The sequence below is a fragment of the Variovorax glacialis genome (assembly GCF_051216375.1).
Lineage (GTDB): Bacteria > Pseudomonadota > Gammaproteobacteria > Burkholderiales > Burkholderiaceae_C > Variovorax.
In genome coordinates this window covers 94,590-118,007 of the sequence record NZ_JBPJZT010000014.1, presented here as the reverse complement: position 1 = coordinate 118,007, position 23,418 = coordinate 94,590, and the positions used below count along the sequence as shown (strand labels likewise).

Annotated in this window: 17 protein-coding genes and 3 pseudogenes; 16 read left to right on the top strand and 4 right to left on the bottom strand. The window is 63.3% G+C overall.

Annotated elements, in window-relative coordinates; all coding sequences use genetic code 11:
• Position 1: 1 nt before the first annotated feature.
• From ACSFBL_RS27815 to ACSFBL_RS27805, 3 genes and pseudogenes are all read left to right on the top strand, one after another.
• Positions 2-1,168: a helix-turn-helix domain-containing protein gene (locus tag ACSFBL_RS27815; RefSeq protein WP_435519049.1), complete on the top strand. Its 1,167-nt coding sequence runs from the start codon at positions 2-4 to the stop codon at positions 1,166-1,168.
• A gap of 115 nt (positions 1,169-1,283) precedes the next feature.
• Positions 1,284-3,101, top strand: coding sequence for a GMC family oxidoreductase (locus ACSFBL_RS27810; RefSeq protein WP_435519048.1), 1,818 nt, complete (start codon positions 1,284-1,286; stop codon positions 3,099-3,101).
• Between the two features lie 67 nt (positions 3,102-3,168).
• Positions 3,169-3,837 (top strand): annotated as a pseudogene (locus ACSFBL_RS27805) (aldehyde dehydrogenase family protein); the annotation flags it as partial.
• Between the two features lie 293 nt (positions 3,838-4,130).
• Here the strand turns inward: ACSFBL_RS27805 and ACSFBL_RS27800 are convergent.
• Positions 4,131-5,161, bottom strand: a pseudogene (locus ACSFBL_RS27800) (IS110 family RNA-guided transposase).
• A gap of 209 nt (positions 5,162-5,370) precedes the next feature.
• On the opposite strand from ACSFBL_RS27800, the pseudogene ACSFBL_RS27795 reads away from it, so the two are divergent.
• Positions 5,371-6,183 (top strand): annotated as a pseudogene (locus ACSFBL_RS27795) (aldehyde dehydrogenase family protein); the annotation flags it as partial.
• 202 nt (positions 6,184-6,385) lie between these two features.
• Positions 6,386-8,023 (top strand): tannase/feruloyl esterase family alpha/beta hydrolase, encoded by a 1,638-nt coding sequence (locus ACSFBL_RS27790; protein WP_435519047.1) that lies wholly within the window; start codon positions 6,386-6,388, stop codon positions 8,021-8,023.
• Between the two features lie 275 nt (positions 8,024-8,298).
• On the opposite strand, the gene ACSFBL_RS27785 is transcribed toward ACSFBL_RS27790, so the two are convergent.
• Together ACSFBL_RS27785 and ACSFBL_RS27780 are read right to left on the bottom strand one after the other, a co-directional pair.
• Positions 8,299-8,844 carry a putative antibiotic biosynthesis monooxygenase gene (locus ACSFBL_RS27785; RefSeq protein WP_435519046.1) on the bottom strand — a complete coding sequence of 182 codons (546 nt, stop codon included), beginning with the start codon at positions 8,842-8,844 and terminating at the stop codon, positions 8,299-8,301.
• Between the two features lie 63 nt (positions 8,845-8,907).
• Positions 8,908-10,212 carry an amidohydrolase gene (locus ACSFBL_RS27780; protein WP_435519088.1) on the bottom strand — a complete coding sequence of 435 codons (1,305 nt, stop codon included), beginning with the start codon at positions 10,210-10,212 and terminating at the stop codon, positions 8,908-8,910.
• A 668-nt stretch (positions 10,213-10,880) separates the two neighbouring features.
• On the opposite strand from ACSFBL_RS27780, the gene ACSFBL_RS27775 reads away from it, so the two are divergent.
• Together ACSFBL_RS27775 and ACSFBL_RS27770 are read left to right on the top strand one after the other, a co-directional pair.
• Complete coding sequence (locus tag ACSFBL_RS27775) at positions 10,881-12,578, top strand: PQQ-dependent dehydrogenase, methanol/ethanol family (RefSeq protein WP_435519045.1); 1,698 nt, start codon at positions 10,881-10,883, stop codon at positions 12,576-12,578.
• On the top strand, positions 12,575-12,910 hold the full coding sequence (locus ACSFBL_RS27770; RefSeq protein ID WP_435519044.1) for a c-type cytochrome: 336 nt from the start codon (positions 12,575-12,577) through the stop codon (positions 12,908-12,910). The genes ACSFBL_RS27775 and ACSFBL_RS27770 overlap by 4 nt, the downstream gene beginning before the upstream one ends.
• A 209-nt stretch (positions 12,911-13,119) precedes the next feature.
• Here the strand turns inward: ACSFBL_RS27770 and ACSFBL_RS27765 are convergent, their stop codons facing one another.
• Positions 13,120-14,025: a LysR family transcriptional regulator gene (locus tag ACSFBL_RS27765; RefSeq protein ID WP_435519043.1), complete on the bottom strand. Its 906-nt coding sequence runs from the start codon at positions 14,023-14,025 to the stop codon at positions 13,120-13,122.
• A gap of 154 nt (positions 14,026-14,179) precedes the next feature.
• Here ACSFBL_RS27765 and ACSFBL_RS27760 point away from each other — a divergent pair, with 154 nt between their 5' ends.
• From ACSFBL_RS27760 to ACSFBL_RS27720, 9 genes are all read left to right on the top strand, one after another.
• A complete protein-coding gene (locus ACSFBL_RS27760) occupies positions 14,180-14,776 on the top strand; it encodes an NADPH-dependent F420 reductase (protein WP_435519042.1) in 597 nt (198 codons plus the stop codon).
• 15 nt (positions 14,777-14,791) lie between these two features.
• On the top strand, positions 14,792-15,241 hold the full coding sequence (locus ACSFBL_RS27755) for a DoxX family protein (protein ID WP_435519041.1): 450 nt from the start codon (positions 14,792-14,794) through the stop codon (positions 15,239-15,241).
• 31 nt (positions 15,242-15,272) lie between these two features.
• Positions 15,273-16,085: a DODA-type extradiol aromatic ring-opening family dioxygenase gene (locus ACSFBL_RS27750; protein WP_435519040.1), complete on the top strand. Its 813-nt coding sequence runs from the start codon at positions 15,273-15,275 to the stop codon at positions 16,083-16,085.
• Positions 16,082-16,699 (top strand): esterase, encoded by a 618-nt coding sequence (gene ypfH, locus ACSFBL_RS27745; RefSeq protein WP_435519039.1) that lies wholly within the window; start codon positions 16,082-16,084, stop codon positions 16,697-16,699. The genes ACSFBL_RS27750 and ypfH overlap by 4 nt, the downstream gene beginning before the upstream one ends.
• Before the next feature lie 1,402 nt (positions 16,700-18,101).
• Positions 18,102-19,271 carry an ABC transporter substrate-binding protein gene (locus ACSFBL_RS27740; protein ID WP_435519038.1) on the top strand — a complete coding sequence of 390 codons (1,170 nt, stop codon included), beginning with the start codon at positions 18,102-18,104 and terminating at the stop codon, positions 19,269-19,271.
• 22 nt (positions 19,272-19,293) lie between these two features.
• Positions 19,294-21,129, top strand: coding sequence for an ABC transporter permease (locus ACSFBL_RS27735; RefSeq protein ID WP_435519037.1), 1,836 nt, complete (start codon positions 19,294-19,296; stop codon positions 21,127-21,129).
• A gap of 23 nt (positions 21,130-21,152) precedes the next feature.
• Positions 21,153-21,731, top strand: a complete 579-nt coding sequence (locus ACSFBL_RS27730; RefSeq protein WP_435519036.1) for an OsmC family protein — start codon at positions 21,153-21,155, stop codon at positions 21,729-21,731.
• Positions 21,715-22,563 (top strand): ABC transporter ATP-binding protein, encoded by an 849-nt coding sequence (locus tag ACSFBL_RS27725; protein ID WP_435519035.1) that lies wholly within the window; start codon positions 21,715-21,717, stop codon positions 22,561-22,563. Before ACSFBL_RS27730 ends, ACSFBL_RS27725 begins: the two co-directional genes overlap by 17 nt.
• Entirely contained in the window at positions 22,560-23,414 is an 855-nt protein-coding gene (locus ACSFBL_RS27720; protein WP_435519034.1) for an ABC transporter ATP-binding protein, read from the top strand. The genes ACSFBL_RS27725 and ACSFBL_RS27720 overlap by 4 nt, the downstream gene beginning before the upstream one ends.
• Positions 23,415-23,418: the final 4 nt, after the last annotated feature.

The window sequence follows — 23,418 nt, the reverse complement described above, 5'->3', positions numbered from 1 at the left end:
CGTGAGCGCGGCCGTCTACGAGTCGTGGGCGCGCTGCCAGCGCTTCCACGCGAGTCCGGCCGAGAAAGTCGAATTCGAGCCGGTATCGACCAGCCGGACCCATCTCGCACTGCAGAAGCATCGCGACCTGATGACTGCATGGCTGGACGAGCTGCCGCAGTTGCAGGCCGTGCTGGGAACCACATCGTGCGCGGCGATGCTGACGGACCCAACCGGCGTCCTGATCGGCGCCACGTGTGTAGGGCGAGCCCATGAGATGCTGATGCCCATCGCGACCCGCACGGGTGTCAACCTCTGCGAGGAAGCGGTGGGTACTACTGCGCCAGGCGTGGCGGCGCGCACCGGGCAAGCGGTGTCTGTCTTCGCTGGCGAGCACTTCTTCGACTCGGTCAAGGAAATGCACTGCGCAGCGGCGCCCATTCGCGACACACATGGCAGGGTTGCAGGCGTACTGGACATCTCGAGCGAGGCAATACCTTTTCGCTTCGAAGCTTCCATCGTGGTCGGTCTGTACGCGGCCGGCATCGAGAACCGATTGCTGATCTCGCAGTCCGCCGACCATCTCGTTGTTCGCTTTCAGGTCGATGCGAAGCTGCTCGATTCACACTTTGCAGCGCTTGTCGGCATCGACCGGAAAGGCGAGCTTGCGTGGATGAATGGCACTGCGGCCCGGCTCCTGGGGCTGCCTTCGACACCGGGTGCACACGATGAGCGCATTTCGGCCGAGGCCGGTATGGGCGCGAGCTTCTCGCGGCTTGCTTCACTGCCCGAAACGGATTCCGCCTTCCTGCTCCTCTCAAACGGACTCATGGTGTGGGCACGTGCCCAGATGAGGGCGCTCGATGGCCACCGGAACCTTGTACAGGGCTGGCAAGACGCGGCGCTGACAGTCATGCCGCGCGAGGTCGAAGCAATTGCACCGGCAAATGCAGGTGGTGCGGCGAGCGAGCAGGTCCCCGGAGATGCAACCGTGGGAATAGACCGGCCGAAGCCCAGGCGCAACTCGCGTCAGGCAGGCGACGAGAGTCCGGACGTGGATCTGCGTGATTGCAGCAAGCATCTCATAGAGCAAGCGCTGGACCGCTATGGCGGAAACGTCGCCAAGGCAGCCAGGAAGCTGGGCGTCTCGCGCGGTTTGATCTATCGGCGACTCGGCCGTCAGCAGTAGCCTGAATCGTCGGCTTGAAGACCGCATTTCTGTTCCGTAATGGAACAGATTGGCGAGGCGGGTTTACCCGATATGTCTGGCGAAGTGCCGAGTCACATACCTTCGTGACCTTCCTGTGAGCCGCGCCACCGTGGCGGATTCAAGGAATGAACTTCTCACCATGAAACCGAAGGTAGACAACCGCATGCGACCCTTTCCCTATGCCTCTCAAAGAACGACAGACGATGCGCAACTGGACCGCCTGGAACGCGCCCTGATCGCGGGCAAGCTCGACCGGCGAGGCTTCATCCGTGCGGCCGCTGCGGCCGGGCTTGCGACGACGGGGCTGGCAGCGCTGGCCGACGAACTGGACGCCGTGCGCGAGAACCAGGCCAAGCGATCGGCTTCCTTGCAGCAGGCCTACGACTACATCGTGGTTGGAACGGGCAGTGCGGGTTCAGCACTTGTTGGACGCTTGGCCGCGAAGACAAGCGCCAGCATCCTGATGATCGAGGCTGGTGATTGGGACACGGCGCCATCGGTGATGGATCCGGGCCTTTGGTTCACGAATTTGGGCACGGAACGCGATTGGCAAGACGTTGCGCTTCCGGCGCCCAGCACGAACAACCGGGCCATCCCCGAACACATGGGCAAGGTGGTGGGCGGCGGGAGCAGCATCAATGCCACCATCTGGGCGCGCCCCTTCAAAAATGACTTGGCGTACTGGGCCGAACAGAGTGGGGACACCGCCTGGGGCTATGAGCACGGTCTCTCCATCTACCGGCGCATGGAAAACTGGCAGGGCAAGCCCGATGCGCATTACCGGGGCAAAGGCGGCCCGGTGTGGTGCCAACCGGCACACGATCCGCACCCCGCTGCGGTGGCCATGCTGGCGGCCTGCCGCTCGTTGGGTATGCCGGTACTGGACGAACTGAACGGCGCACGCGAGGTAGGCGATGGCGGTTTCGCGCTGATGAACCAGATCATTCGCGACGGACGGCGCCAAAGCATGGCGCGGTCTTACCTTTATCCGGTATTGGCGCGCAAGAATGTCACGGTGCTGGTGAAGTCGCAGGTTGACCGACTGGTCTTCTCCGGCACGCGTGTCACTGGCGTCGAGCTCCGCCGCGGCGACGGGGCGCCCATTCGCATCCAGGCGAAGTCCGAAGTCATCCTCAGTTCGGGCGGCATCAACACGCCCAAGCTGCTGATGCTCAGCGGCATCGGCGATGAGGCACAACTGCGCACGCATGGCCTCAAGACGCTCGTTCATGCCCCGGATGTTGGGCAAAACTTCCAGGACCACATACTGCACGGCGGTTGCATCTGGGAGCCGAACGAGCACGTGCCGTTGCGCAACAGCGCCGCCAACGCCTCGGGCTTCATCAAGAGCCAGAAGGATCTGCAGACCCCGGACTTGAACCTGGTGCAAATTGAATTGCCGTACGCAAGCGAGGTCGTGGCAAAGCAGTATTCACCACCGCCCACGAGCTGGGCGCTGTGTGCTGGGCTGACGGCGCCCAAGAGCCGTGGCGAAGTCAGGCTTCGGTCGGCCAATCCCGCCGATCGACCGATCGTGGACGCGCGATTCCTCAGCCACCCCGACGACGTCAAGGCGCTTGCCTACGGGATCGAGGTTTGCCGCGAGATCGGCAATTCGCCGGCGATGCGAAATTTCGCCAAGCGCGAGGTCGCTCCGGGAAAGAAGCTCACCGGTCAAGCGATGGACGACTTCATAAGGGACGGCGCAACGACCTATTTCCACCAGGTTGGCACATGCCGCATGGGCAAGGACGCGAGAGCCGTCGTCGACGCCAAGCTGCGCGTGAATGGCGTGCACAACCTGCGGATTGCCGACAGCTCCATCATGCCGCGCATCCCCGGCGTCGCGACGATGGCGACCTGCGCGCTCATCCGCGAGCGCATGGCAGAGATCCTGAATAAGAGCGCGTGAACTCGTCGGACACATCGCTCGCCCTCCACCAACTCATTCTCCGAAATCCAGACCTGGAACGCACATCATGGAATCCGAACTTCTCATCGACAACCTGAAAAGCGAAGCCGAAGGCGGCGCCACCTTCGAGCGTCATCACCCCACCAGTGGAGACGTGGTGACGCGTGCTGCTGCAGGCAGCGTCGACGATGCCATCCGGGCCGTCGAGTCGGGCAGCACCGCCTTCAAGACGTGGCGACACGCGCCGCCTTCCGAGCGGCGTCGGATTCTCCTCAAGGCGGCAGATGTGTTGGAAGCCCGCACGCAGGAGTTCATCGAAACGATGGCGGCCGAGGTCGGTTCGCCCGCCCTGTGGGCCGGCTTCAATGTCGTCCTTGCGGCCAATCTGTTTCGCGAGGCCGCGTCGCTGACCACACAGATCCAGGGCGAGACGATCCCCACCGACAAGCCCGGGGCAATGTCCATGACGGTGCGCCAACCGGTCGGGGTCGTGCTGAGCATCGTGCCTTGGAACGGCCCTGTGGTCTTGGCCGCGCGAGCGATTGCGTACCCGCTGATGTGCGGAAACACGGTCGTTTTTCGCGCGTCCGAAGCCAGCCCTCGGACCCACATGCTCGTCGCGGAGGCCTTGATGGATGCAGGGCTGCCGGATGGCGTGCTCAACTTCCTGACCAACGACCCGAAGGATGCACCCGAGGTGATCGACGCACTGATTGCTTATATGGATGCCTCCCGGAGAGCAAGAAGAATTCGTGTCATGTTGCGAAGAAGTCGGCTGCATCCTTATATTCGGCCTTGTTTGCATGGTTCGTCTGGTTTCCCAGGCTTGCCCGCTGGCCCCGATGCATATCCGCTGACAAGCACCTCATCTCAGGGACGGACTTTTTATGTCCGGCAATCAGTTCAGGTTTAGCTCGTCCCGGTCTGACCTGTTTCACATCACTTCACTCGTTGCTGCCTCACTGCCCTTACGAAGACTGGACAAATATCCTTTCGGTTGAGGTTGGTTGTTCACTGAACTTCTCGGCCTCACGCCGCATGCGGCCTGACGCTTCGAAAGCCTCTTTGGTAATCCTGCTGCCTGGCCGTCACCGCCCAGATCGTTCGGGCAGTCTTGGCCGCCTGGGCCACGACCACGACATTGGCGGGCCTTCTGCTCTTGAGCCCTTCGAGCCACGGCCCGGGCTCCTTGGAATGCGCCAGCACGCTTCTGGCGCCGTGAATGAGCAATGTGCGCAGGTTGTGTCGCCACGTTTGGAGATGGACCCCAGACGCACCTTGCCGCCGGAGCCGGTCTGCGAGGGAACCAATCCAAGCCAAGCGCAGAATTCGCGTCCTGACTTGAATGCGCTCGCCTCGCCCATGGTGGCGATAGCCGCAGTTGCCGTAAGCAATCCGATGCCTGGGATCTCGGCAATGCGCTGCATATGCGGATCCGCCTTGAGTTGCAGCGAGAGTCGTTTCTCGATGGCCTGCATGTCTTGGCTCAATGCCTTGATGCGGGCGACTTGCTCGCGCAGGCTGTCGGCCACCATTTGAGGCAAATCGGCACTCAGATCAACCAGTGCCTGCTCGACCTCGCTCAACAGGGCCCTGTGCCCCTTGGCGAATGTGGCACCGAATTCATACAGCAGCCCGCGCAGGGCATTGGTCTGCATGATGCGCATCTTCATCATGAGTTCTCGCTGGCGATGCAGCACGAGCGTGGCTTGCTGGGCCGCCGTCTTGATGCCCACCATTTTGACGCCAGGCTGTTGCACGGCTAGCCAGATTGCTCGAGCATCCGTCGCATCGGTTTTGTTGCCGCTCACGAAAGGGCGCACCGCCTTGGCGTGCAGCAGGCGCACGCTGTGGCCCAGCCCCGTCAATTCACGCGCCCAGTGATGCGCACCGCCGCAGGCTTCAATGGCGATCAGACAGGGCTGGCGATTGGCAAAGTGTTCCATGACCTTGGCTCGCTTGATCTGCACGTTGACGATCTCACCCGTGCCCATGTCCACCGTGTGCAGCTGAAAGACCTGCTTAGCGATGTCCAACCCGACGACCACCTGGCCGTTCATGGTGCCGATGATTTGTCCCGCATTCATGCCTGTATTACGATTCACAGCGGATCCTCTGTGGTGTTTGTGAAGACCTCGGTCTATCACGCCTTGGGCACTTCGATGCCGTATCCATCAGAGGATCCACCCGTTTCCTGGGCGCGGCTCTTGGTGATCAATGGGTGCTCCATCTCTGCATTTCAATTTCCTTCCCCTTCGGGAGGGAGGCATCCATAGCATCTCACAAGGCGGTGCGACGCATCAACTTCACTGGCTCCACTCGCGTGGGACGGATCATCGCGCAGAAGGCGGCAGTACACCTGAAGCGGTGCCTGCTGGAACTGGGCGGGAAATCTCCCTTGGTAGTGCTCAAGGACGCCAACGTGGACGAGGCGGTAAAGGCCGCCGTCTTCGGGTCGTTCCTCTACCAGGGGCAGATCTGCATGTCGACCGAGCGCATCATCGTCGACGAAGCGATTGCCAACGAGTTCGTTTCCAAGTTTGCTGCGCGTGCGAGGGACCTCGTTGCCAGCGACCCGATGAAGAACCCGCAATGCGTGATCGGTCCGATGGTGTCTAAACAGTCGGGAACTCGACTCAATGCGTTGATCGACGATGCGATCTCCAAAGGCGCCAAGCTCGCCTGCGGTGGTCATGCCGATGGCGCGTCCATGCCCGCGACGATCGTCGACCACGTCACGAGCGACATGGCGATCTACGACGAGGAGACCTTTGGTCCCATCACCACGGTGGTCAGGGTCAATGGTGATCATGAGGCCGTCAGAGTGGCGAACGATACGGCGTACGGGCTCTCCGCGGGGGTGTTCTGTAAGGACGTGATGCGGGCTCTGGACGTCGCCCTCCAGATCGACACAGGGGCATGCCACGTGAACGGATCCACGGTTCAGAACGAGGCGCAGGCGCCCTACGGTGGGACGAAGAACAGCGGCTACGGCCGCTTCGATGGCCGAGCCGTGATCGATGAATTCACCGAGCTGAAATGGATCACGATTGAACCCTCGGTACAGCAGTATCCGATCTAGCGACCGCGCTCCGACCGGGCCATCTCGCCAAGGCACCTGGTCCGGTTGCATCTATGCGATGACGCCCTGCATCTCTTCTTCAACATCATCAGCTGAGACAAGAATGGCCCCAGTACATACAACGCGTAGCGTCCTCGAACATCCCGCCGAGGGCCGCGGTCATCGTCGGGCATCTACTGTCGCCGTGGCGGCTGCGGCACTCATGGCCGCTTCCTGCGGCGGTGGGCATGGCAATGATGGAGGAGGTTTCATCAATGGCGGGACGCTGCCAACATCGACCAGCGAGAAGGTCTCATGCGAGAGTCTCGCGAGCACCAAGCTCACCGGCGGAACGGTCAAGTCTGCTGCTGCCATTCCTGCCGGCGACTACACCCCACCCGGTCAGCCGGCGCCAGTGACTGGGTTGCCAGCTTTTTGCAGAGTCCTCATGACGATGCAACCCAGCGCTGACTCGAACGTCAACGTTGAGCTGTGGCTCCCCCGCCAGAACTGGAACGGCCGCTTCCTTGGCACGGGCAACGGCGGCGGGGCGGGATCCATCGCCTACAACACCGGAATTGCAGAGGGCCTCAAGCGCGGATTCGCGGCCGCCAACACGGATCTCGGCACTAGCCCGGACCCGAACCAGCTCGTCGATCATCCCGAGCGTTGGCGTGACTTCGGATACCGCGCCAACCACGAGATGGCGCTCGCCGGCAAGGCACTGACGACCGCCTACTATCAATCGCCGCCCAAGACCTCCTACTTTTCGGGATGCTCAACGGGCGGCCAGCAAGCGCTGACGATAGCCCAGCGCTACCCCGAGGACTACAACGGAATCCTCGCAGGCGCGCCCGCGAACAACCGCACACATCTTCACACCATGTTCCTGAGCAATCTGCAAATGCTGAACGCCCCCGGTGCGAAGCTCTCGCAGGCACAGCTCGACATGATCACGAGCAAGGTTCTCGCCGCTTGCGTCGGAACCGACGGCGGCGCGCCGACAGACAAATTCTTGACGGATCCGCGACGTTGCACCTTCGATCCGGAAACCCTGCCGAAGTGCAGCGGCACCGAGACGGACGCGTGTCTCACCGCACCGCAGCTCACGGCCCTGAAGGGCGCCTGGAATGGCCCGGTCAACCCTCGTACCAACGAACGAATCTTTTCGGGCCTAGTTCTCGGATCGGAAAGCGCAGTCTTTGGACTTGCATTCCAGGGCGACACTGTTTCATGGCCGCTGCAGCAGCTCTACATGTTCAAGTGGGCGCTGGGAGCCGACTGGCAATACACGAACTTCGACTTCGACAAGGATATGGACAAGGTCGACTCCGTTCTGGCCCCGATCCTGAATGCCAACGATGCGAACCTGTCGCGCTTCAGGTCATCGGGAGGCAAGTTGATGATGTACAACGGGACAGCCGATCCTGGTGTTCCGTTCTCCAGCCCCATTGAATACTACGAGCGCGTGGTGCAAGCCCAGGGTGGCTCGCTGGCCGATACCCAAGGCTTTTTCCGTTTCTACCAAGTGCCCGGCATGGGCCATTGCAGCAGCATCACGGGAGGGGCCGGTCTGGGAGATTTTGGCCAAGCTTACTCATCGTTCGTCCCCAAGGACAAGGATCACGACGTAATCCTCAAGCTCGTCGACTGGGTTGAGAACAACAGCGCTCCGGACAGCCTGATTGCCACGCGGTACTCGGATCCATCGGGGAGTGCGATCGCCATGGAGCGCCCCATCTGCACCTATCCCGCGATCCCGAAATATCTGGGCGGCGACGCCGCGAAGGCGACCAGCTTTGCCTGTATCGAGACGCCTCGCAACGGCGTCCCTGTGCCCACGCCCAGATACTTGAATTGACGAACTCCTCAAAAGACTGGCGCTCGCCTGTCTGGCAATGCTCAGGATCTGCAGGCTGCCTTCGTCGAGTCGTTCAACGATCGCTTCTCTTTGGTGCTTGCCGCGTTTCTTGTCACGGTGGCGGACCTGGGTGTGATGAACATGTGGGCGGCCTTCCGGGGCTAGCTGCAAGGAGGGCGGTAGCATGGGCGCCGCGCAAACAGAATCCGATCTTGCATACCTACCACCATCAACAAGCGTTGCGCATATACCTGACAGCACGCAAGGCATACGTCTCAGCGATGTGACAATAACCAAGGCCTGAAAATTCTGGTGAGCTGCGGCGCCACAACCCATGTCATCACCCCGACCACGAAGAGCGTCAGAACGATTGTGCGGGGCAGCAGCGACCACGACTTCAACAAGTCCCCTGTCAGCAGGAAAAGCACATAGACTGTGGGGAAGATCCCCAACCACGTCACCACTGCTACCTTCCAGCGCGGTGGATTTGGGAGCTTGGTGCGGTACCACAGTCCCAGTCCCGACATCGGTTTGAAACTGGGCTCGCCTTCGATGAACGGCGCCAGCGCTGCCATCCCTTGCTTGCGCTCCGCAGAGATCTGCCACGAGTTCAGGTTGGACTGATGATCGAATGCCAGCACGACGTGATACATCGTGTCCTCGACTTCCGGGTCCTCGCCCGGATGCACCAGTTGGGCACCCAGGTAGCCCGGTGCGCGGGCCGCGGCGTCCATCAAGGTCATCGTCACTCGCTCATAGTCCGCTTCGCAACCCGTCTTGACGTTGCGGCTGATCAGGACTGTCACGGCATGCTCGCTCAAGTTCGGCTTCCTCGTTTGTGGTTCCGTATCAACTCAACGATGTCGGACTTGTTTTGCCTCAACTCATTGCATCAAGGAGCCGAGCACCGCCAGACTCATCGCCTTGATCCCAGTCTTCAGCGATGGCTCGGGGACCGGGGCGAAGTAGGGTGAGTGATTGATGGGCAGCGGCTTACCACCGGGCTGGCGCGATGCGTCCACATCCTTCGGGTCAAGCACCCCAATGAAGAAGAACATGGACGGCACGCCCTCGCTCACGAACTCGGCGAAGTCGTCGGTTGGCGTGGCTGGCGGCATGCGTTTGACATTTGCAGGATCGAATGCTGTTTTCAAGAGTGCTTCGGTGCGGTTGACTACGGCAGCGTCGTTCACGACAGAATCCACGCCCGGGATGATCTTGACCTCCGGCTCGGGGGCTGCGGCCAGGAGTGCCGTTGCCTTCGCGGCTCGCCGGATGCCGTCGTGCATCCTGCTGCGAACGGTCTTGTCCAGGCTGCGGATCGTCCCGCGAAGGTCGACAGCGTCCGGAATGATGTTGCCCGCCGTCCCTCCCTGGATGGAGCCAACAGTGAAGACGCCGAACTGGAAAGGGTCCTTCTCACGACTGATCACGCTTTGAACGTCGACGACGAAGCGCGAGGCCATCAGCACCGGATCGATCGACTTGTCGGGCGCGGAGCCATGCGCGCCACGGCCAAAAAACCGGGCTTCGAATGCGTCGCTTCCCGTGAGCACCGGGCCGGAGTTGAGGCCGATTTCGCCGGCGGCCATCGGCCAGGCGTGAAGGGCGAACGCCACATCCGGCTTGCCGAAACGCGTGAAGAGGCCGTCCGCCAGCATCGGCTTTGCACCGCTCAAAGTTTCTTCGGCGGGCTGTGCGATGAACATCAGCGTGCCGTGCCAACGGTCCTTCAGCGCGACGAGCGTCTTGGCGGTCCCTACCCATGCTGCCATATGCAGATCGTGTCCACAGGAATGCGCGACGTAGGTTTCCTTGCCGTTGTAGTTCGTCTTGACTTTGCTCGCATACGGGAGGCCTGTTTTCTCCTCCATCGGCAGTGCATCAAGTTCGGTGCGAACCATGATCGTGGGGCCGGCTCCGTTGCGCAGCATCGCGACGATGCCAGTCTTTCCAACGCCTTCTGTCACCTCGAATCCAAGTTCGCGCATCGCCACAGCAAGCTTCTTGGCGGTGTTAACTTCTTCTAGCGCCAGTTCGGGATGGGCATGAATGTCCTTGTACATGGCTTCAACGCCCGAATAGTTCGTGGCGATCAGCTTGTCAACTTCCGGCGCGAAGCGCGCCGCCCCAACCGGCGCCTGTGCACAGGCGATCGACGACAGCACGCCAAGGGCGAGCGACGTAATGCCGCGGCAGAAAGGTGCGACGGCATTACGTCGGGTGGAAGAACGATGGGTCACGCTGCGGGTCTCCTGATGATGTGGTTGGTGCGCTACCTGAGCCGTGGCGGGCGGCGGCGTTGACAAGCTGGCGTCGTCGCTTTCTGCACGCCGTGATGAGCCAAAAAAGGGAAGCGAAGACTGGTGCAACTGGAGTGCGCTCGGGCGCAGGTCCGCGTTGCCTTCATGTCGCTGGGATCGGGATCTCCGCTCGTCGTTGACGACGCGGTGGCCAAGATCATCACTCCTTCGATGACGTACGCCAATAGAAATCGACGAATACATCGCATAGATATTAAGAATGTCGGGTGGCGGTCGATTGCAGGGGATGGCGCCGTCGAAGCGGTCCTCTTCGATCAGGTATCCGGCGACTCTTGTGGAACCACCACTCGGGACAAAAAGTGTTCTGGTGTCGCGCCGGCGACTGGCAGTTTGCATCGGCGCGCTCGCTGCCCATTGGCGAAGCGTCCCGCGGCGCGCGACAATGGGCGCGCCTGCGCTGCGAGGAAAAGGGCGCGAAGAGATTTGGTCGGAGGAAGACGGACGATTTCGTGGCGCCGCCGCGCGCTGCTTGTTCCGCGCACTTTCGCGGCAGTTGAATGGATCAGGTGCGCTCTCACAATTGAGGAGACAGCATGCAAGCCTTTCACGTCGGGGTCCACCGTTGGCGTATCGCAATGGTGCTGGCGATCGCTTCAGCGGTGGCCAGCGCGCAGAGCGTCGGCGACCTGCAGCGGGACACTTCCACCCCTGGCGATGTGCTGACCTACGGGCTCGGCTGGAGCCAGCAGCGGCACACCACGCTGAGCGCGATCACGCCCGGCAACGTGAAGGGACTGGTCCCGGTGTGGAACCTGAGCCTGGACAACTCGGCCAACGCTTCGAGCCAGCCGCTGATCGTCAATGGCGTGATGTACGTCGCCACCCACTCGCACACGCTGGCCGTCGATCCGGTGAGCGGGCGGCAGTTGTGGAAGGTGCCGGTCGAGCTTCCGGCGGACATCAACGGCTACCTGTGCTGCGGCATCCAGAGCCGTGGACTGGCCGCGCTAGACGGCGTGCTCTACCGCACCACGCTGGACGCCAACGTGGTCGCGCTGTCGATGAAGGACGGCAAGCAGGTCTGGAAGATGAAGGCCGCCGACTACAAGCAGGGCTACAGCATGACGCACGCCCCGCTGATCGCGGGCGGTGTGCTGATCACCGGTATCTCGGGCGGCGAATACGGTACGCGCGGCTTCCTCGACGGTTGGGACCTCAAGACCGGCGAGCGCAAGTGGCACCGGTGGACCACGGCCACCGGCAACGAGCCCGGCGCCGACACCTGGAAGCCCGGCATGGCCGAGACCGGGGGCGGGCCGACCTGGCTGACCGGCACCTACGACCCGGACCTTGACCTGGTCTACTGGGGCGTGGGCAACGGCTCGCCGTGGAACGCGGCCATGCGCGGCACGGACACGCTCTATGTCGGCTCGGTGCTGGCACTGCGGCCGTCCACCGGCGAGGTGGTGTGGCATTTCCAGTTCAGCCCCGGCGACCCGTATGACTACGACGGCACCAACGAGCTGGTGCTGGCCGACTTGCCGGGCACCGGCAGCGGCAAGGTGCTGATGCAGGCCAACCGCAACGGCTTCTTCTACGTGCTCGACCGCACCAACGGAAAGATGCTGTCGGCCAAGCAGTTCGCGCGCACAGTGAACTGGGCCACTGGCATCGACCCGGCGAGCGGCCGGCCGATCGACACTCCCATGACGACCAACGTGCGCAAGACCGCCATCGGCACCGCCGCGGTCGAGGTCTGGCCGAGCGCCTACGGCGGCAAGAACTGGATGCCGATGAGCTACGACCCCGGCCGCAAGCTCGCTTTCTTCAACACCATCGACTTGGGCATGAAGGTCAAGTACGTCGAGCAGAAGCGGCCGGGCGGTCCGAACTGGTGGCTCGGGCTCGAGCTGGAAGGCTTCGTCGGCCCGCCTGACGGCAACCGCGGTGCGCTGGTCGCCTGGGATCCGGTGGCGAACAAGAAGGTGTGGGAGGTGCTGCTGAAGTCGCCCAATTGGGCCGGCGTGCTGACCACCGCCAGCGGGCTGGTTTTCACCGGCACGCAGACCGGCCAGTTCAAGGCCTACGACGCGAAGGACGGCAAGGAGTTGTGGAGCTTCCAGACCGGCAGTGGCATCACCGGCCTCCCCATCGCGTGGGAAAAGGATGGACGCACCTACATCACAATCATGTCGGGCGCGGCTACCGTCTATGGCGCGCTGGCGGGCGATCCGGAACTGGCGAACGTGCCCGCGGGCAGTTCGCTGTGGACTTTCGCGCTGTCACGATGAGGGAACATGCAAGGGCGTTGATTCGAGTGGCGGCGCTGGCCGTCGTCTTGGGCCCGGCCTGCCACGTGCAGGCGCAGGACGCGCCCGTGCCTGCCACGCCGGAGGCCGGCCGCAAGGCCTACACGAGCTACTGCGTGCGCTGCCACGGCATCAACCTGGCTGTGAGCAGCAGCGCCTTCTTCGACCTGCGCACCTTCCCGAAGGACGACAAGGCGCGCTTCGTCGAGTCGGTGACGCAGGGCAAGCGCGCCATGCCGGCGTGGGGCGGCGTGCTGAAGCCGGGCGAACTCGAGGCGATCTGGGTCTATGTGGGCAGTGTCAACGGATGGTAGGAGAGTCCGCTGCCGCGTGTGCAAAAATGCGCCACTGGACGTGCCCATGAAATCAAGAATCCACGTGGTGGGCATCCCGCATCTTCGACGGACCTCGCACCGTGAAGGTCGCGATCAAGAGCGCATTGCAGGAAGGACTGATCGCGTGAGGCTGTCAGCCTGAGTGTCGATGAAATGGAGAAAGATCGCCTGGTCCGCCGTCCCACGCATCAGTCCACCGTCACCCACTCTGCGTTGGCAAACGCCTTCGATACGTAGTCGATGAGCAGCCGCACCTTGGGTGCCACGAACTTGCGGCTGGGATAGAGAGCAAAGATGCCGAGCTCGATCGAACGAAAGCGCGGCAGCAACTCGACTAGGGTGCCGGCGGCAACATGCTCACTGACCAGGAACGTTGGCTGCAGGATGATCCCGCCCCCGTTCAAGGCCGCGGCGATGCAGGTGTCGCCGTTGTTGCTGCGAAGTCTTGGCGCGACCTTGACACTGACGGAACCGTTTGGCCCGTTGAAGCTCCATTGATCGCCCATTGCCAGCAGCGTATAGGCGATGACATCGTGCTCGCGCAGTGCCGCAGGGTCCCGCGGCTTGCCTCGTTGACGCAGATAGCGGGGTGACGCGCACAAGACCAATCGGGTGGATGCGATTTTTCGCGAGATCAACGAGGAGTCGGGCAATCGCGCGATGCGTATGGCCAGGTCGAAGCCTTCATCCACCAGGTCGACCGCGCGATCCGACAGATTCACATCGAGAGACACCTGGGGATGAGCGGTCATGAAGCTTGCCCACAACTGCGCCAAATGCTTGACGCCGAAGCTCAGGGGGACGCTGATCTTCAACAGACCGCTGGCGCTGCCGGCCCGGGTGGAGATTTCAGCCTCCGACGCTTCGATGCTCGACAGGATTTCGCGGCACCGCGCGTGGAACACCTCACCCTCTTCGGTGAGCGAGAGCTTGCGGGTAGTGCGATGCAGCAGACGGACGCCGAGCCTTTGCTCCAACTCAGACACATAGCGCGAGACGGCCGCCTTCGAGGCGGGCAACGCAGCCGCCGCAGCAACGAAGCTGCCGGCATCGACCACCGCGCTGAAGACCCGCATCTCCTGGAATTTGTCCATTGATCCGATTTTCTGAACTGTATATCTCTGAAAAGGCAGTTTATCTCGATCTGATGGATCAATACAGTCCGTTCATGGCTGCCGCATTCACTGGCAGCAAAGTGACCACTCTCAGGAGAAATGAATGAAAGTATTGGTAATCGGCGCCGGCAACATGGGTGCCGGCTTCGTCAAGCAATTTGCCGCGGCGGGCCATCAGGTGACAGTGACTGCGCGTGATGCCGCCAAGGCGCAAGCCCTCGCCGATCGATTCGGCGCAAAGGCCGTGCCGAGCGCAGGGGCCGCGAATGACCGGGACGTCATCGTGCTGGCCACTGGCTTCGCCGACGCAGTGACCGCACTGCAAAGTGTCGGCGATCTGGCTGGAAAGACCGTGGTGGACATCACCAATCCGCTGTCGGCCGACTTCATGAGTCTGACCGTCGGCCACACCACGAGCGCTGCGGAAACCATTGCCGCTGCCGTCCCCGGCGCGCACGTGGTGAAGGCTTTCAACACCGTTTTTGCCCAGGTTCTGGCTGCAGGGCCAGAGTTGGCCGGTCAGAAGGTACCGGTATTCGTTGCTTCGGACGACAAGGCCGGCAAGGAAACCGTCAAGGCGCTGGCGCAAAGCGTTGGATTCGATGTCATCGACACGGGCGGCCTGAGCAATGCCCGCTACCTGGAGCCGCTCGCCGGCCTGAACATTTACCTGGGCTACGGCGCCGGTCTGGGCACCAGCATCGCACCCACCTGGCTTCGCAACGCCTGACACGAGGAGATCAAAATGAATCAATCAACTTCTTTCTTTAAGCGTCTGCTCGCTACCAATGCAGGCTGGGGCACGTTGGCCATGCGCCTGACGGCGGGCATCATCTTTGCAGCGCACGGATCGCAAAAGCTCTTCGGCTGGTTCGGTGGCTATGGCCTGGAAGGCACCGGCCAATGGATGCAATCGATCGGTCTCGCGCCGGGCTACCTGATGGCGTTGCTCGCCGGGGCCGCCGAGTTCTTCGGCGGCCTGGCGTTGATCGTCGGGCTGCTGGTCCGGCCGGCTGCGGTGTCGTTGGCCTTCGCGATGCTCGTGGCGATCTTCAGCGTGCACATCGGCAAGGGCTTGTTCGTGGCGCAGAACGGCTATGAGTTCGCTCTGGCGTTGCTGGGTGTCACTCTGGCGCTGACCGTTAGTGGCGGCGGCCGTGGCTCGATTGACCGTGCCATCACACGAACAGCCTGACGCAGGCTGTGCCGCACCGGAGACCGATCGCATGACAACCCTGCCTACCTTGTTCATCTCGCACGGCGCGCCGACGTTCGCGCTGGAGCCCGGGCTCGCCGGAGCGCAGTTGCGCGCCCTTGGTGAAGCGCTTGGCAAGCCCCGTGCAATAGTCGTGGTGTCACCGCACTGGATGACACGCGGCGTCGAAGTCGGCGCAGCCGCGCAGCCGGAGACAGTTCATGATTTCGGCGGTTTTTCCCCCGCGCTGTATCAAATGAGCTATCCCGCGCCAGGCGCGCCTGAAGTGGCGCACCGCGTCGCGGCGATACTGGGTGACGCTGGTATCCAGGCCTCGCTGGCCGAGCGACAAGGTCTTGACCACGGCGCCTGGGTACCGCTGCTGCACCTTTACCCCGATGCGGATGTGCCTGTGATACAGGTGTCGCTGCCCGCAGGTCTCGACGGCGACAAGTCGTACGCGCTCGGGGCTGCACTGGCGCCCCTGGCAGAGGAGGGGGTGCTCGTGATCGGCTCCGGCAGCCTCACGCACAACCTCTACGAATTTCGCGTGGGGACCGCAAGCGAGGCGACATACGCACGGGAGTTTTCTCTGTGGATCCGGCAGCGCGTACTGTCGGATGATCGCGAAGGGTTGATCCACGCGCTTGAACGTGCACCGCACGCCCGGCGCGCACATCCGACAGCCGAGCACTTCCTGCCCCTGCTGGTTGCGCTGGGAGCAGCCAGCGGGACGTTGCCGGCGACCGTGCTGGACGGTGGTGTCCGCCACGGCGTGCTCGCGATGGAATCGTACGTGTTCGGGCGCGAGTTCGTGCTCGATGCCAGCGAGGCAATCGCATGACCGACGCATCGATCGTCGTCGCCGGGCCAGAGAACGCGGCCCATCTGGTGCTGTTGTTCCATGGCGTTGGTTCTTCCGCTGGCAACTTGGTGCCGCTTGCTGAATTGATCGTGAAGGCGCGTCCCGAAGCGATGGTGGTCAGCGTCGATGGGCCGCATCCGTCGGGGCCAGGTGCAGGTCGCCAATGGTTTTCCGTAGCGGGCGTGACGGAGCAGAACCGGCCCGAGCGCGTCGAGCAGGGGCTTCCCCTGTTTCGCGACACCATCGCGCACTGGCAACTCTTGAGCGGCCTCGGAGCAGACAGCACCACGCTCATCGGCTTCTCGCAGGGCGCGATCATGGCGCTCGAAGCCACGCAATCTGGTGATCCTCAGGCGAAGCGCGTCATCGCGCTCGCGGGCCGTTTCGCTCAGCCCATACGGCGCGCACCGGCCACCGTGCGCTTTCATCTGATCCACGGCGCGGACGATCCGGTCATCCGCCCCGCCTTCAGCCTCGAGGCCGCACCCATGCTGCAACGGCTCGGCGCCGAAGTCACTGTGAACGTGCTCCCCGGCCTGGGCCATGGCATCGACACGCGCGTTGCGACGCTGGTGACCGGGTACCTCGCGTAGCCTGACGAACTTGCCCGTTGTTCCATGGCTCAGGGCGAGCAGCGTTGGCAACGGTTCCATCATGAACTCGACCAAAGTTGAGGGAACTCGACGATGCGCCAGGCGCCGTCTGCAGGCCTGGCGCTGGTCGATCAAAGACCCTGCAGAGGGGTTGCATGCTCAGGCCGAGAGGCAGGTTTCTCGAACTCAGACGAGGCTCCAGATCTTTGGCCAGAGCGAAAGAGTGGATGCACAAATAGCGCTATGGCGATAAGTCTTCTTATCGTGATTGCAAGTTTTGTCGCCTTAAGTGGATGCCACAGCAGAGCCGGGGGCTGCGGCTGGACGTGGCGGATTCTCGAGCGCCTCGCATCTGGCACATCTTCGGCAGTGCCAGCGCACTGGATCGATGCGATCACGCCGATCGAAACCTTGCCGCCATCGTTGACCACGGCTACTGCAGTCTCATCACTTCGATTTTCATCCCTGCTTGCCCAATTTCGCGTGCGAAGTCCGGATCGCTTTGAGCCTTGATGAAGACCGTATTCCAATGTGAACTGGCGTCCGATACGACGCCACGAGGCAAGACAACTGTGTCGTCGTTGCCCGCCACTAATACCCTGACTCGGGGCTTTGCAAATGCTTCGCTGCATTCATAGGGAACAAGAGCCAGCGAGCAACCATCTGGCAAATTTTGGCTTCGGTACCATGTGTCGAACTTGTCGACAGAAAAAACGCCGCTTAGTTGAAATGCCCCGACGGCGTACCACGGGTATCGGTCGAACTCCCGAATCTTTCGGGCACCAGCGTCACGGCATCCACCTAAAATGTCGATTTCGCTGTAGGCAAAAACTCCATATAAATCAACGACTTAACGCATACAATGCGGCTTACGTCAAATTGATGAAGTTGTGGGAGGCAGAGTAGAACGTGAGGTTCGCCGATGTCATCTGCAGGCGTTGGTTTCGCATCGCGACAAGTCGTGACTTAGCCCGTGTCAGAACTGCACGAGGCCTCGTCGATGCATTGAGAGTCGCGAGTGGAGGCAGCTGCGAAAGCTCAGCCGCCGCGTCCCCACGACTACGGGTTCGACGCGTCGGCAAGGCAGCGATACAACGCGACATAGCGTCGAACACCCCCCGCTTGCCATCCCTCACCGGCCTGCCGATTTGAGGTCTATTCATGGATCTGGATCGCTTCAATGATGCCACCAGCCCGTTGGACCTCAGGCTGTGCGACACGTGTCTCCGGCATGACAAGAGTGCGAACAAAATCACAGGTGCGTCGCAGGCGGACACGCCCTTCGCACTGCGACTCAGGGGCCTTATGCGTATTCCGATGAAGGTCGCGCTGAATTCTTCGTTCCCATCGTCGCCATGCCGTCGAAGAATCGCGCTCTTTCCGCTGCCCTGGAGCGCACCGCATGTTGCACCGTCAAGCCTTTCTTCGTCTCGCCGCCGCGTTTCTGCTGGCGCCCCTCGTTTCGACCGCCGCACCGGCTGCCGGCGAACCCGTGTGGTTCGGCGTCAGCGGCCCCCTGACCGGACAGAACGCGCAGTACGGCGCACAGTGGAAGGCCGGCTTCGATCTCGCACTGGAAGACATCAATGCCGGCGGCGGCATCAACGGCCGGCCACTGGCCTACGTGTTCGAAGACAGCCAGAGCGATCCGCGGCAGGCGGTCGGGTTGGCGCAGAAGTTCGTGAATGACAAGCGCATCCAGATCGAACTGGGCGATTTCTCCAGCCCCGCGTCGATGGCCGCTTCGCCCATCTACCAGCGTGCGGGACTGGTGCAGTTGGGCTTCACCAACTCGCATCCCGATTTCACGAAGGGCGGCGACTTCGTCTGGAGCCCCTCCATCAGCCAGGCCGACGCACAGCCGCTGCTCGCCGATCTTGCCGTCAAGACGCTCGGCTTCAAGCGCGTGGCGGTGCTGTTCCTCAACACCGACTGGGGCCGGACCAGCCGCGACGTGTTCGTGAAAGCAGCGGAGGCACGCGGCGCGGAGGTCGTCATCGCGGAGGGCTATCAACCGGACGAGAAGGATTTCCGCTCCACGCTGGTGCGCGTGCGCGATGCGAACCCCGACGGCCTGGTGCTGATCTCCTACTACCCCGACGGCGCGCTGATCGCGGGGCAGGTGCGCAACGTCGGGCTCAAGCAGCCGATCGCGGCAAGCGGCTCGGTCTATTCGCCCAAGTTCATCGAACTCGGCGGGGCCGCCGTGAACGGGATCTACACCAACACGGCGTTCTTTCCGGACGAGCCGCGCGCCGAGGTGCAGGACTTTGTCAAGCGCTTCCGCGCAAAGTACGGCAAGGAGCCGGATGCCTTCAACGCCTATGCCTACGACGCCGTCGTCATCGCGGCCGCGGCCTTGCGTGAAGCGGGCCCGAACGGCGACCGCAAGGCGGTGCGCGATGCCTTCTACAAGATCAAGGACGTGCCCAGCGTGGTGTTCGGCAAGGCCAACTTCGATCCGCAGACGCGTCGCGTGATCGGCGTGAAAAGCGTCGACCTTGTCGTGAAGGACGCCCAGTGGGCGCTCGGCGACGCGAAGGGCAGGGCGGCCGTCGCCACTGTTCGTTGAGAGTGCGCAGCCCACGGTCCGCATGCATTCCTCGTTCACCTCGTTCTTCGACTACACGGTCAACGGCCTGATCATCGGCAACATCTATGCGCTGCTGGCGGTCGGGCTGGCGCTGATCTTCGGCGTCTCGCATCTCATCAACTTCGCGCACGGGTCCGTCTACACGGTCGGGGCCTACATCGGCTGGGCCGCGATCACCTTCCTGCACACGCCGCTGCCGCTCACCATCGTGCTGGTGGTGCTGGGCTCGGCTGCGCTCGGCATGCTGATCGAGCGGGTCGGACTTCGTCCCCTGCAGGGTGCGGCTCGCATCGCGCCGCTGCTGGCGACCATCGGCATCAGCTTCGTCCTCGACATCCTGGTGCAACTCATCGCGAGCCCCGACCCGCGTTCGCTGCCCACGCAACTGCCCGACTGGCGCTTGCAGATCGGCACCGGCACCGTCGGTGCGCTGGACCTCCTGATTGCCGGCATCGGCCTGAGCAGCGCGGCGCTTCTTTTCGGATTCCTCCGGTTCACGAAACTGGGCTGGGCAGTGCGCGCCACCGCGCAGGACCGGGACGCCGCGCAGCAGATGGGCGTCGACGTGAACCGCGTGAACCAGAGCGTGTTCGCCATCGCTTCGGCGCTGGGCGGCCTGTCGGGCCTGCTGGTGGGCATGTACTACAACAACATCAGCCCTGCCATGAGCTTCCAGGCCACGCTGAAAGGCGTGGTCGCGACGGTGGTCGGCGGCGTGGGCAACGTCCCTGGCGCCATCGTCGGCAGCATGCTGCTGGGCCTGACGGAGAGCTACGGTGTTGCCCTGTTCGGAACCCCGTACCGCAATCTCTTCGCCTTCGTCCTGCTGCTGCTGATCTTGGTGTGGAAGCCCAACGGCCTGTTCGGCCGCAAGCGCGCGTTGCCGCCGGAGCCGCTCACCGGGACCTTCATCGCGCCGAGCAAGCCCTGGCGCGTGCCGACCTGGCTTCTGGCGGCGCTGTTCGCGGTGGCTGCGGTGCTGCCGCTCTTTGATCCGTCGCCTTACCTGCTGCAGACCCTGACCAATTCCTGGCTCTACGCGGCATTGGCGCTGAGCCTCACCCTGGTGGCCGGCACGATCGGCCAGATTTCCCTGGGGCACGCCGGCTTGCTCGCGATCGGCGCATACGCGTCGTCGCTGCTCGTGCTCGATCTGCACCTTCCAGTGGGAACCAGCATCGTTCTTGCGGGGCTCATGACCGCAGCGATCGGCACCGCGCTGATCTTTCCGGCATTCCGTCTGCGCGGGCACTATGTGTCGATCGCGACGCTGGGCATCGGCGAGATCGTGGCGCTCACCATCCTGAACTGGGAAAGCCTGACGCGAGGCCCCATCGGCGTCTCGGGCATACCGCCGCTCTCGCTGTTCGGGCGGGACGCCTCCTCGAACAGCGCCTTCTACTGGGCCGCGCTTGGCGCGATGGTACTGCTCGCGCTGTTGCAGTGGCGTCTGCTGCGTTCGCATCTGGGGCGCACATTCCGCGCCGTGCGCGAGGACGAGGTGGCCGCGCGCGCCTACGGCGTGAGTCCCGACCGCTACAAGGCGCTGGCCTTCGGCTTCGGCGGCTTCGCGGCCGGCGTGAGCGGCGCCTTCACGGCGCATCTCTACTCGTACATCAATCACGAGACCTTCACCTCGCAGATCTCCATCCTCGCGTTGACGATGGTGATCCTGGGCGGCCTCGGCAACATCAGCGGCGCCTTGCTCGGTGCCGTGGCACTGGTGAGCCTGCCCGAGCTGTTCCGCATCACGGCCGAGTACCGCATGCTGATCTACGGCATCGCACTGCTGCTCCTCATCCGCTTCCGCCCGCAGGGATTGCTGGGCACCGTCTGAATCCATCACACAGGATACGCACCATGAGCCAACTCAACGACTACCTTGCCGAGAAGCGCGCTGCCGTGCTCGCGCGCAATGCCGCCATCGAGGCCGGCAGCGCCCAACCGCTCCAGCTCAAGGCCCACGTGCGCGCCGAAGGCCGCAGCGGCGTGCGCCGGCTGCGCGTTCGCGATCACCAGATCATCAGCGACAGCCCGCCCGATTTCGCGGGCTACAACCTGGGTCCCAGTTCGCCGGAACTGCAGCTCGGCGTGCTCGGCACCTGCGTCACGCACATCTTCCTGATCCAGGCGGCCGAGCGGCGGGTTCCGCTGGAAAGCCTCGAAGTCGAAGTGACCGGCATCATCGACCCGCGCGGCGGCAAGCCGGGCTACGAGCAGACGCCGATCTGGCCGCACGAGATCGGCTACACGGTGCACATCGATTCACCGGCGAGCCGCCAAGACATCGACGCGCTGTTCGAGGCCGTTGAGCGCAACTGCCCGATCCTCAACCTGCTGCGCAATCCGCAGTCGATCCGTGCCGAGGTCAAGCTGGTCAATTCGAAGGCCGAGGCGGCGAATGCCGGCCGGAAGGAAGCGGATGCCCTCGCTGCTTGAGATCGCCGGATTGACGCGACGCTTCGGAGGTCTCACCGCGGTCAACGCGGTCGACCTGTGGGTGGGCGAGGGCGAACTCGTCAGCGTGATCGGCCCCAATGGCGCGGGCAAGACGACGCTGTTCAACCTCGTGACCGGCCTCGACCACCCGGACGGAGGCAAGGTGCATTTCGACGGTGAAGACATCACCGGCTGGCCGGCGACGCGTCTTGCGGAGCGCGGTCTCGCGCGGACCTTTCAGCACGGGCGCGTGTTCGCCAACCTCACGGTGCTCGACAACGTACTGGTCGGCGCGCACACGCGGCTGCGCGCGGTGAAGCCGCGCATGGGGGGCGTGCCGGGCGTCGCGGCGCTGGCCGAGCTGGCACTGGCGCTGGTGCAGCCGCCCTCCGTCACGCGGGAGGAGAAAGCGCTGCGCGAAGAAGCGCTCGCGATCATCGCGCTGTTCGGCGAGCGGCTCGCGCCGCGCATCGACCATCCAGCGTACAGCCTGTCATACGCGAACCGGCGCCGCGTGGAGATCGCCCGTGCGCTCGCGTCGAAGCCGCGCCTGCTTCTGCTGGACGAACCCACCGCCGGCATGAATGAAAGCGAGACGGTCGAGATGCTCGAGATCATCCGCACGCTCAAGGCGCGCGGCCAGACCATCCTGTTGATCGAGCACAAGCTCGACCTCGCGATGCAGCTTTCGGATCGCGTCGTGGTGCTCGATGACGGCAGCAAGATTGCGGAAGGCCTCCCGGACGCGGTGCGCAACGATGCCCGGGTGATCGAGGCCTATCTGGGTCATCGTCACGTCGGAAGTGCGCTGCCAGAGGCGGTGGCAGGATGAGCGTGCTCGGCTCGACAGTGGCCCGCACGGGTCTTGCGCCGACTTCCGGCTGGGGCGGAAGCCGGGACGAGGGCGCTTTCCTGCCGTCCGCCCGGCCACGGGGCGAGGGCGGCAGGCACGCCCTGCTCGAACTCCGGCAGATCAACAGTTTCTACGGCCCGGTGCAGGCGCACTTCGACCTCGACCTCGAAGTGCGCCCCGGCCAGATCGTGAGCCTGCTCGGCGGCAATGCCAGCGGCAAATCGACCACGATGAAAGTCGTGCTGGGGCTGCTCAAGCCACGCTCGGGCCAGCTCTGTTTCGACGGGCAATCGATCCTCGGCCTTGGTACGCCGCAGGTGATCCGGCGCGGCATCGGTTCGGTGCCGGAGGCGCGCCGCCTGTTCCCGTCGATGACCGTGCGCGAGAACCTGCTCATGGGCGCCTACGCTCGCAACGACCGCAAGGCCGTGGCCGAAGACCTGGCCCGCTTGCTCGATCTCTTCCCGCGCGTGGCCGAGCGCATCGATTTCCAGGCCGGCACCCTGTCTGGCGGCGAGCAGCAGATGGTGGCGATGGCGCGTGCGCTCATGGGCCGGCCCAAGCTGCTCTGCATGGACGAGCCGACGATGGGCCTGTCGCCGCTGTACGTGGACAAGGTGCTGGAACTCATCGCCCGCATCAACGGGCAGGGCGTCTCGGTCTTCATAGTCGAGCAGAACGCGAGCCTGGCGCTGCAGATCGCGCACTACGGCTATGTGCTGCAGACCGGGCGCATCGTGCTGCAGGGCTCCGCCAGGGAACTGCCGGCCGACACGCGCATCCGCGACGCCTACCTCGGGGGCGGCGACGCCGCCCGCACTGCCTCCTGAAAGA

Excerpts from the sequence above, each read along its gene's own strand:
- ypfH (WP_435519039.1), top strand. The coding sequence starts at position 16,082 with ATGACCGACGCATCGATCGTCGTCGCCGGGCCAGAGAACGCGGCCCAT.
- ACSFBL_RS27740 (WP_435519038.1), top strand. The coding sequence starts at position 18,102 with ATGTTGCACCGTCAAGCCTTTCTTCGTCTCGCCGCCGCGTTTCTGCTG.
- ACSFBL_RS27765 (WP_435519043.1), bottom strand. The coding sequence starts at position 14,025 with ATGGACAAATTCCAGGAGATGCGGGTCTTCAGCGCGGTGGTCGATGCC.
- ACSFBL_RS27725 (WP_435519035.1), top strand. The coding sequence starts at position 21,715 with ATGCCCTCGCTGCTTGAGATCGCCGGATTGACGCGACGCTTCGGAGGT.
- ACSFBL_RS27720 (WP_435519034.1), top strand. The coding sequence starts at position 22,560 with ATGAGCGTGCTCGGCTCGACAGTGGCCCGCACGGGTCTTGCGCCGACT.
- ACSFBL_RS27755 (WP_435519041.1), top strand. The coding sequence starts at position 14,792 with ATGAATCAATCAACTTCTTTCTTTAAGCGTCTGCTCGCTACCAATGCA.
- ACSFBL_RS27735 (WP_435519037.1), top strand. The coding sequence starts at position 19,294 with ATGCATTCCTCGTTCACCTCGTTCTTCGACTACACGGTCAACGGCCTG.
- ACSFBL_RS27750 (WP_435519040.1), top strand. The coding sequence starts at position 15,273 with ATGACAACCCTGCCTACCTTGTTCATCTCGCACGGCGCGCCGACGTTC.
- ACSFBL_RS27775 (WP_435519045.1), top strand. The coding sequence starts at position 10,881 with ATGCAAGCCTTTCACGTCGGGGTCCACCGTTGGCGTATCGCAATGGTG.
- ACSFBL_RS27730 (WP_435519036.1), top strand. The coding sequence starts at position 21,153 with ATGAGCCAACTCAACGACTACCTTGCCGAGAAGCGCGCTGCCGTGCTC.
- ACSFBL_RS27760 (WP_435519042.1), top strand. The coding sequence starts at position 14,180 with ATGGGTGCCGGCTTCGTCAAGCAATTTGCCGCGGCGGGCCATCAGGTG.
- ACSFBL_RS27790 (WP_435519047.1), top strand. The coding sequence starts at position 6,386 with ATGGCCGCTTCCTGCGGCGGTGGGCATGGCAATGATGGAGGAGGTTTC.
- ACSFBL_RS27770 (WP_435519044.1), top strand. The coding sequence starts at position 12,575 with ATGAGGGAACATGCAAGGGCGTTGATTCGAGTGGCGGCGCTGGCCGTC.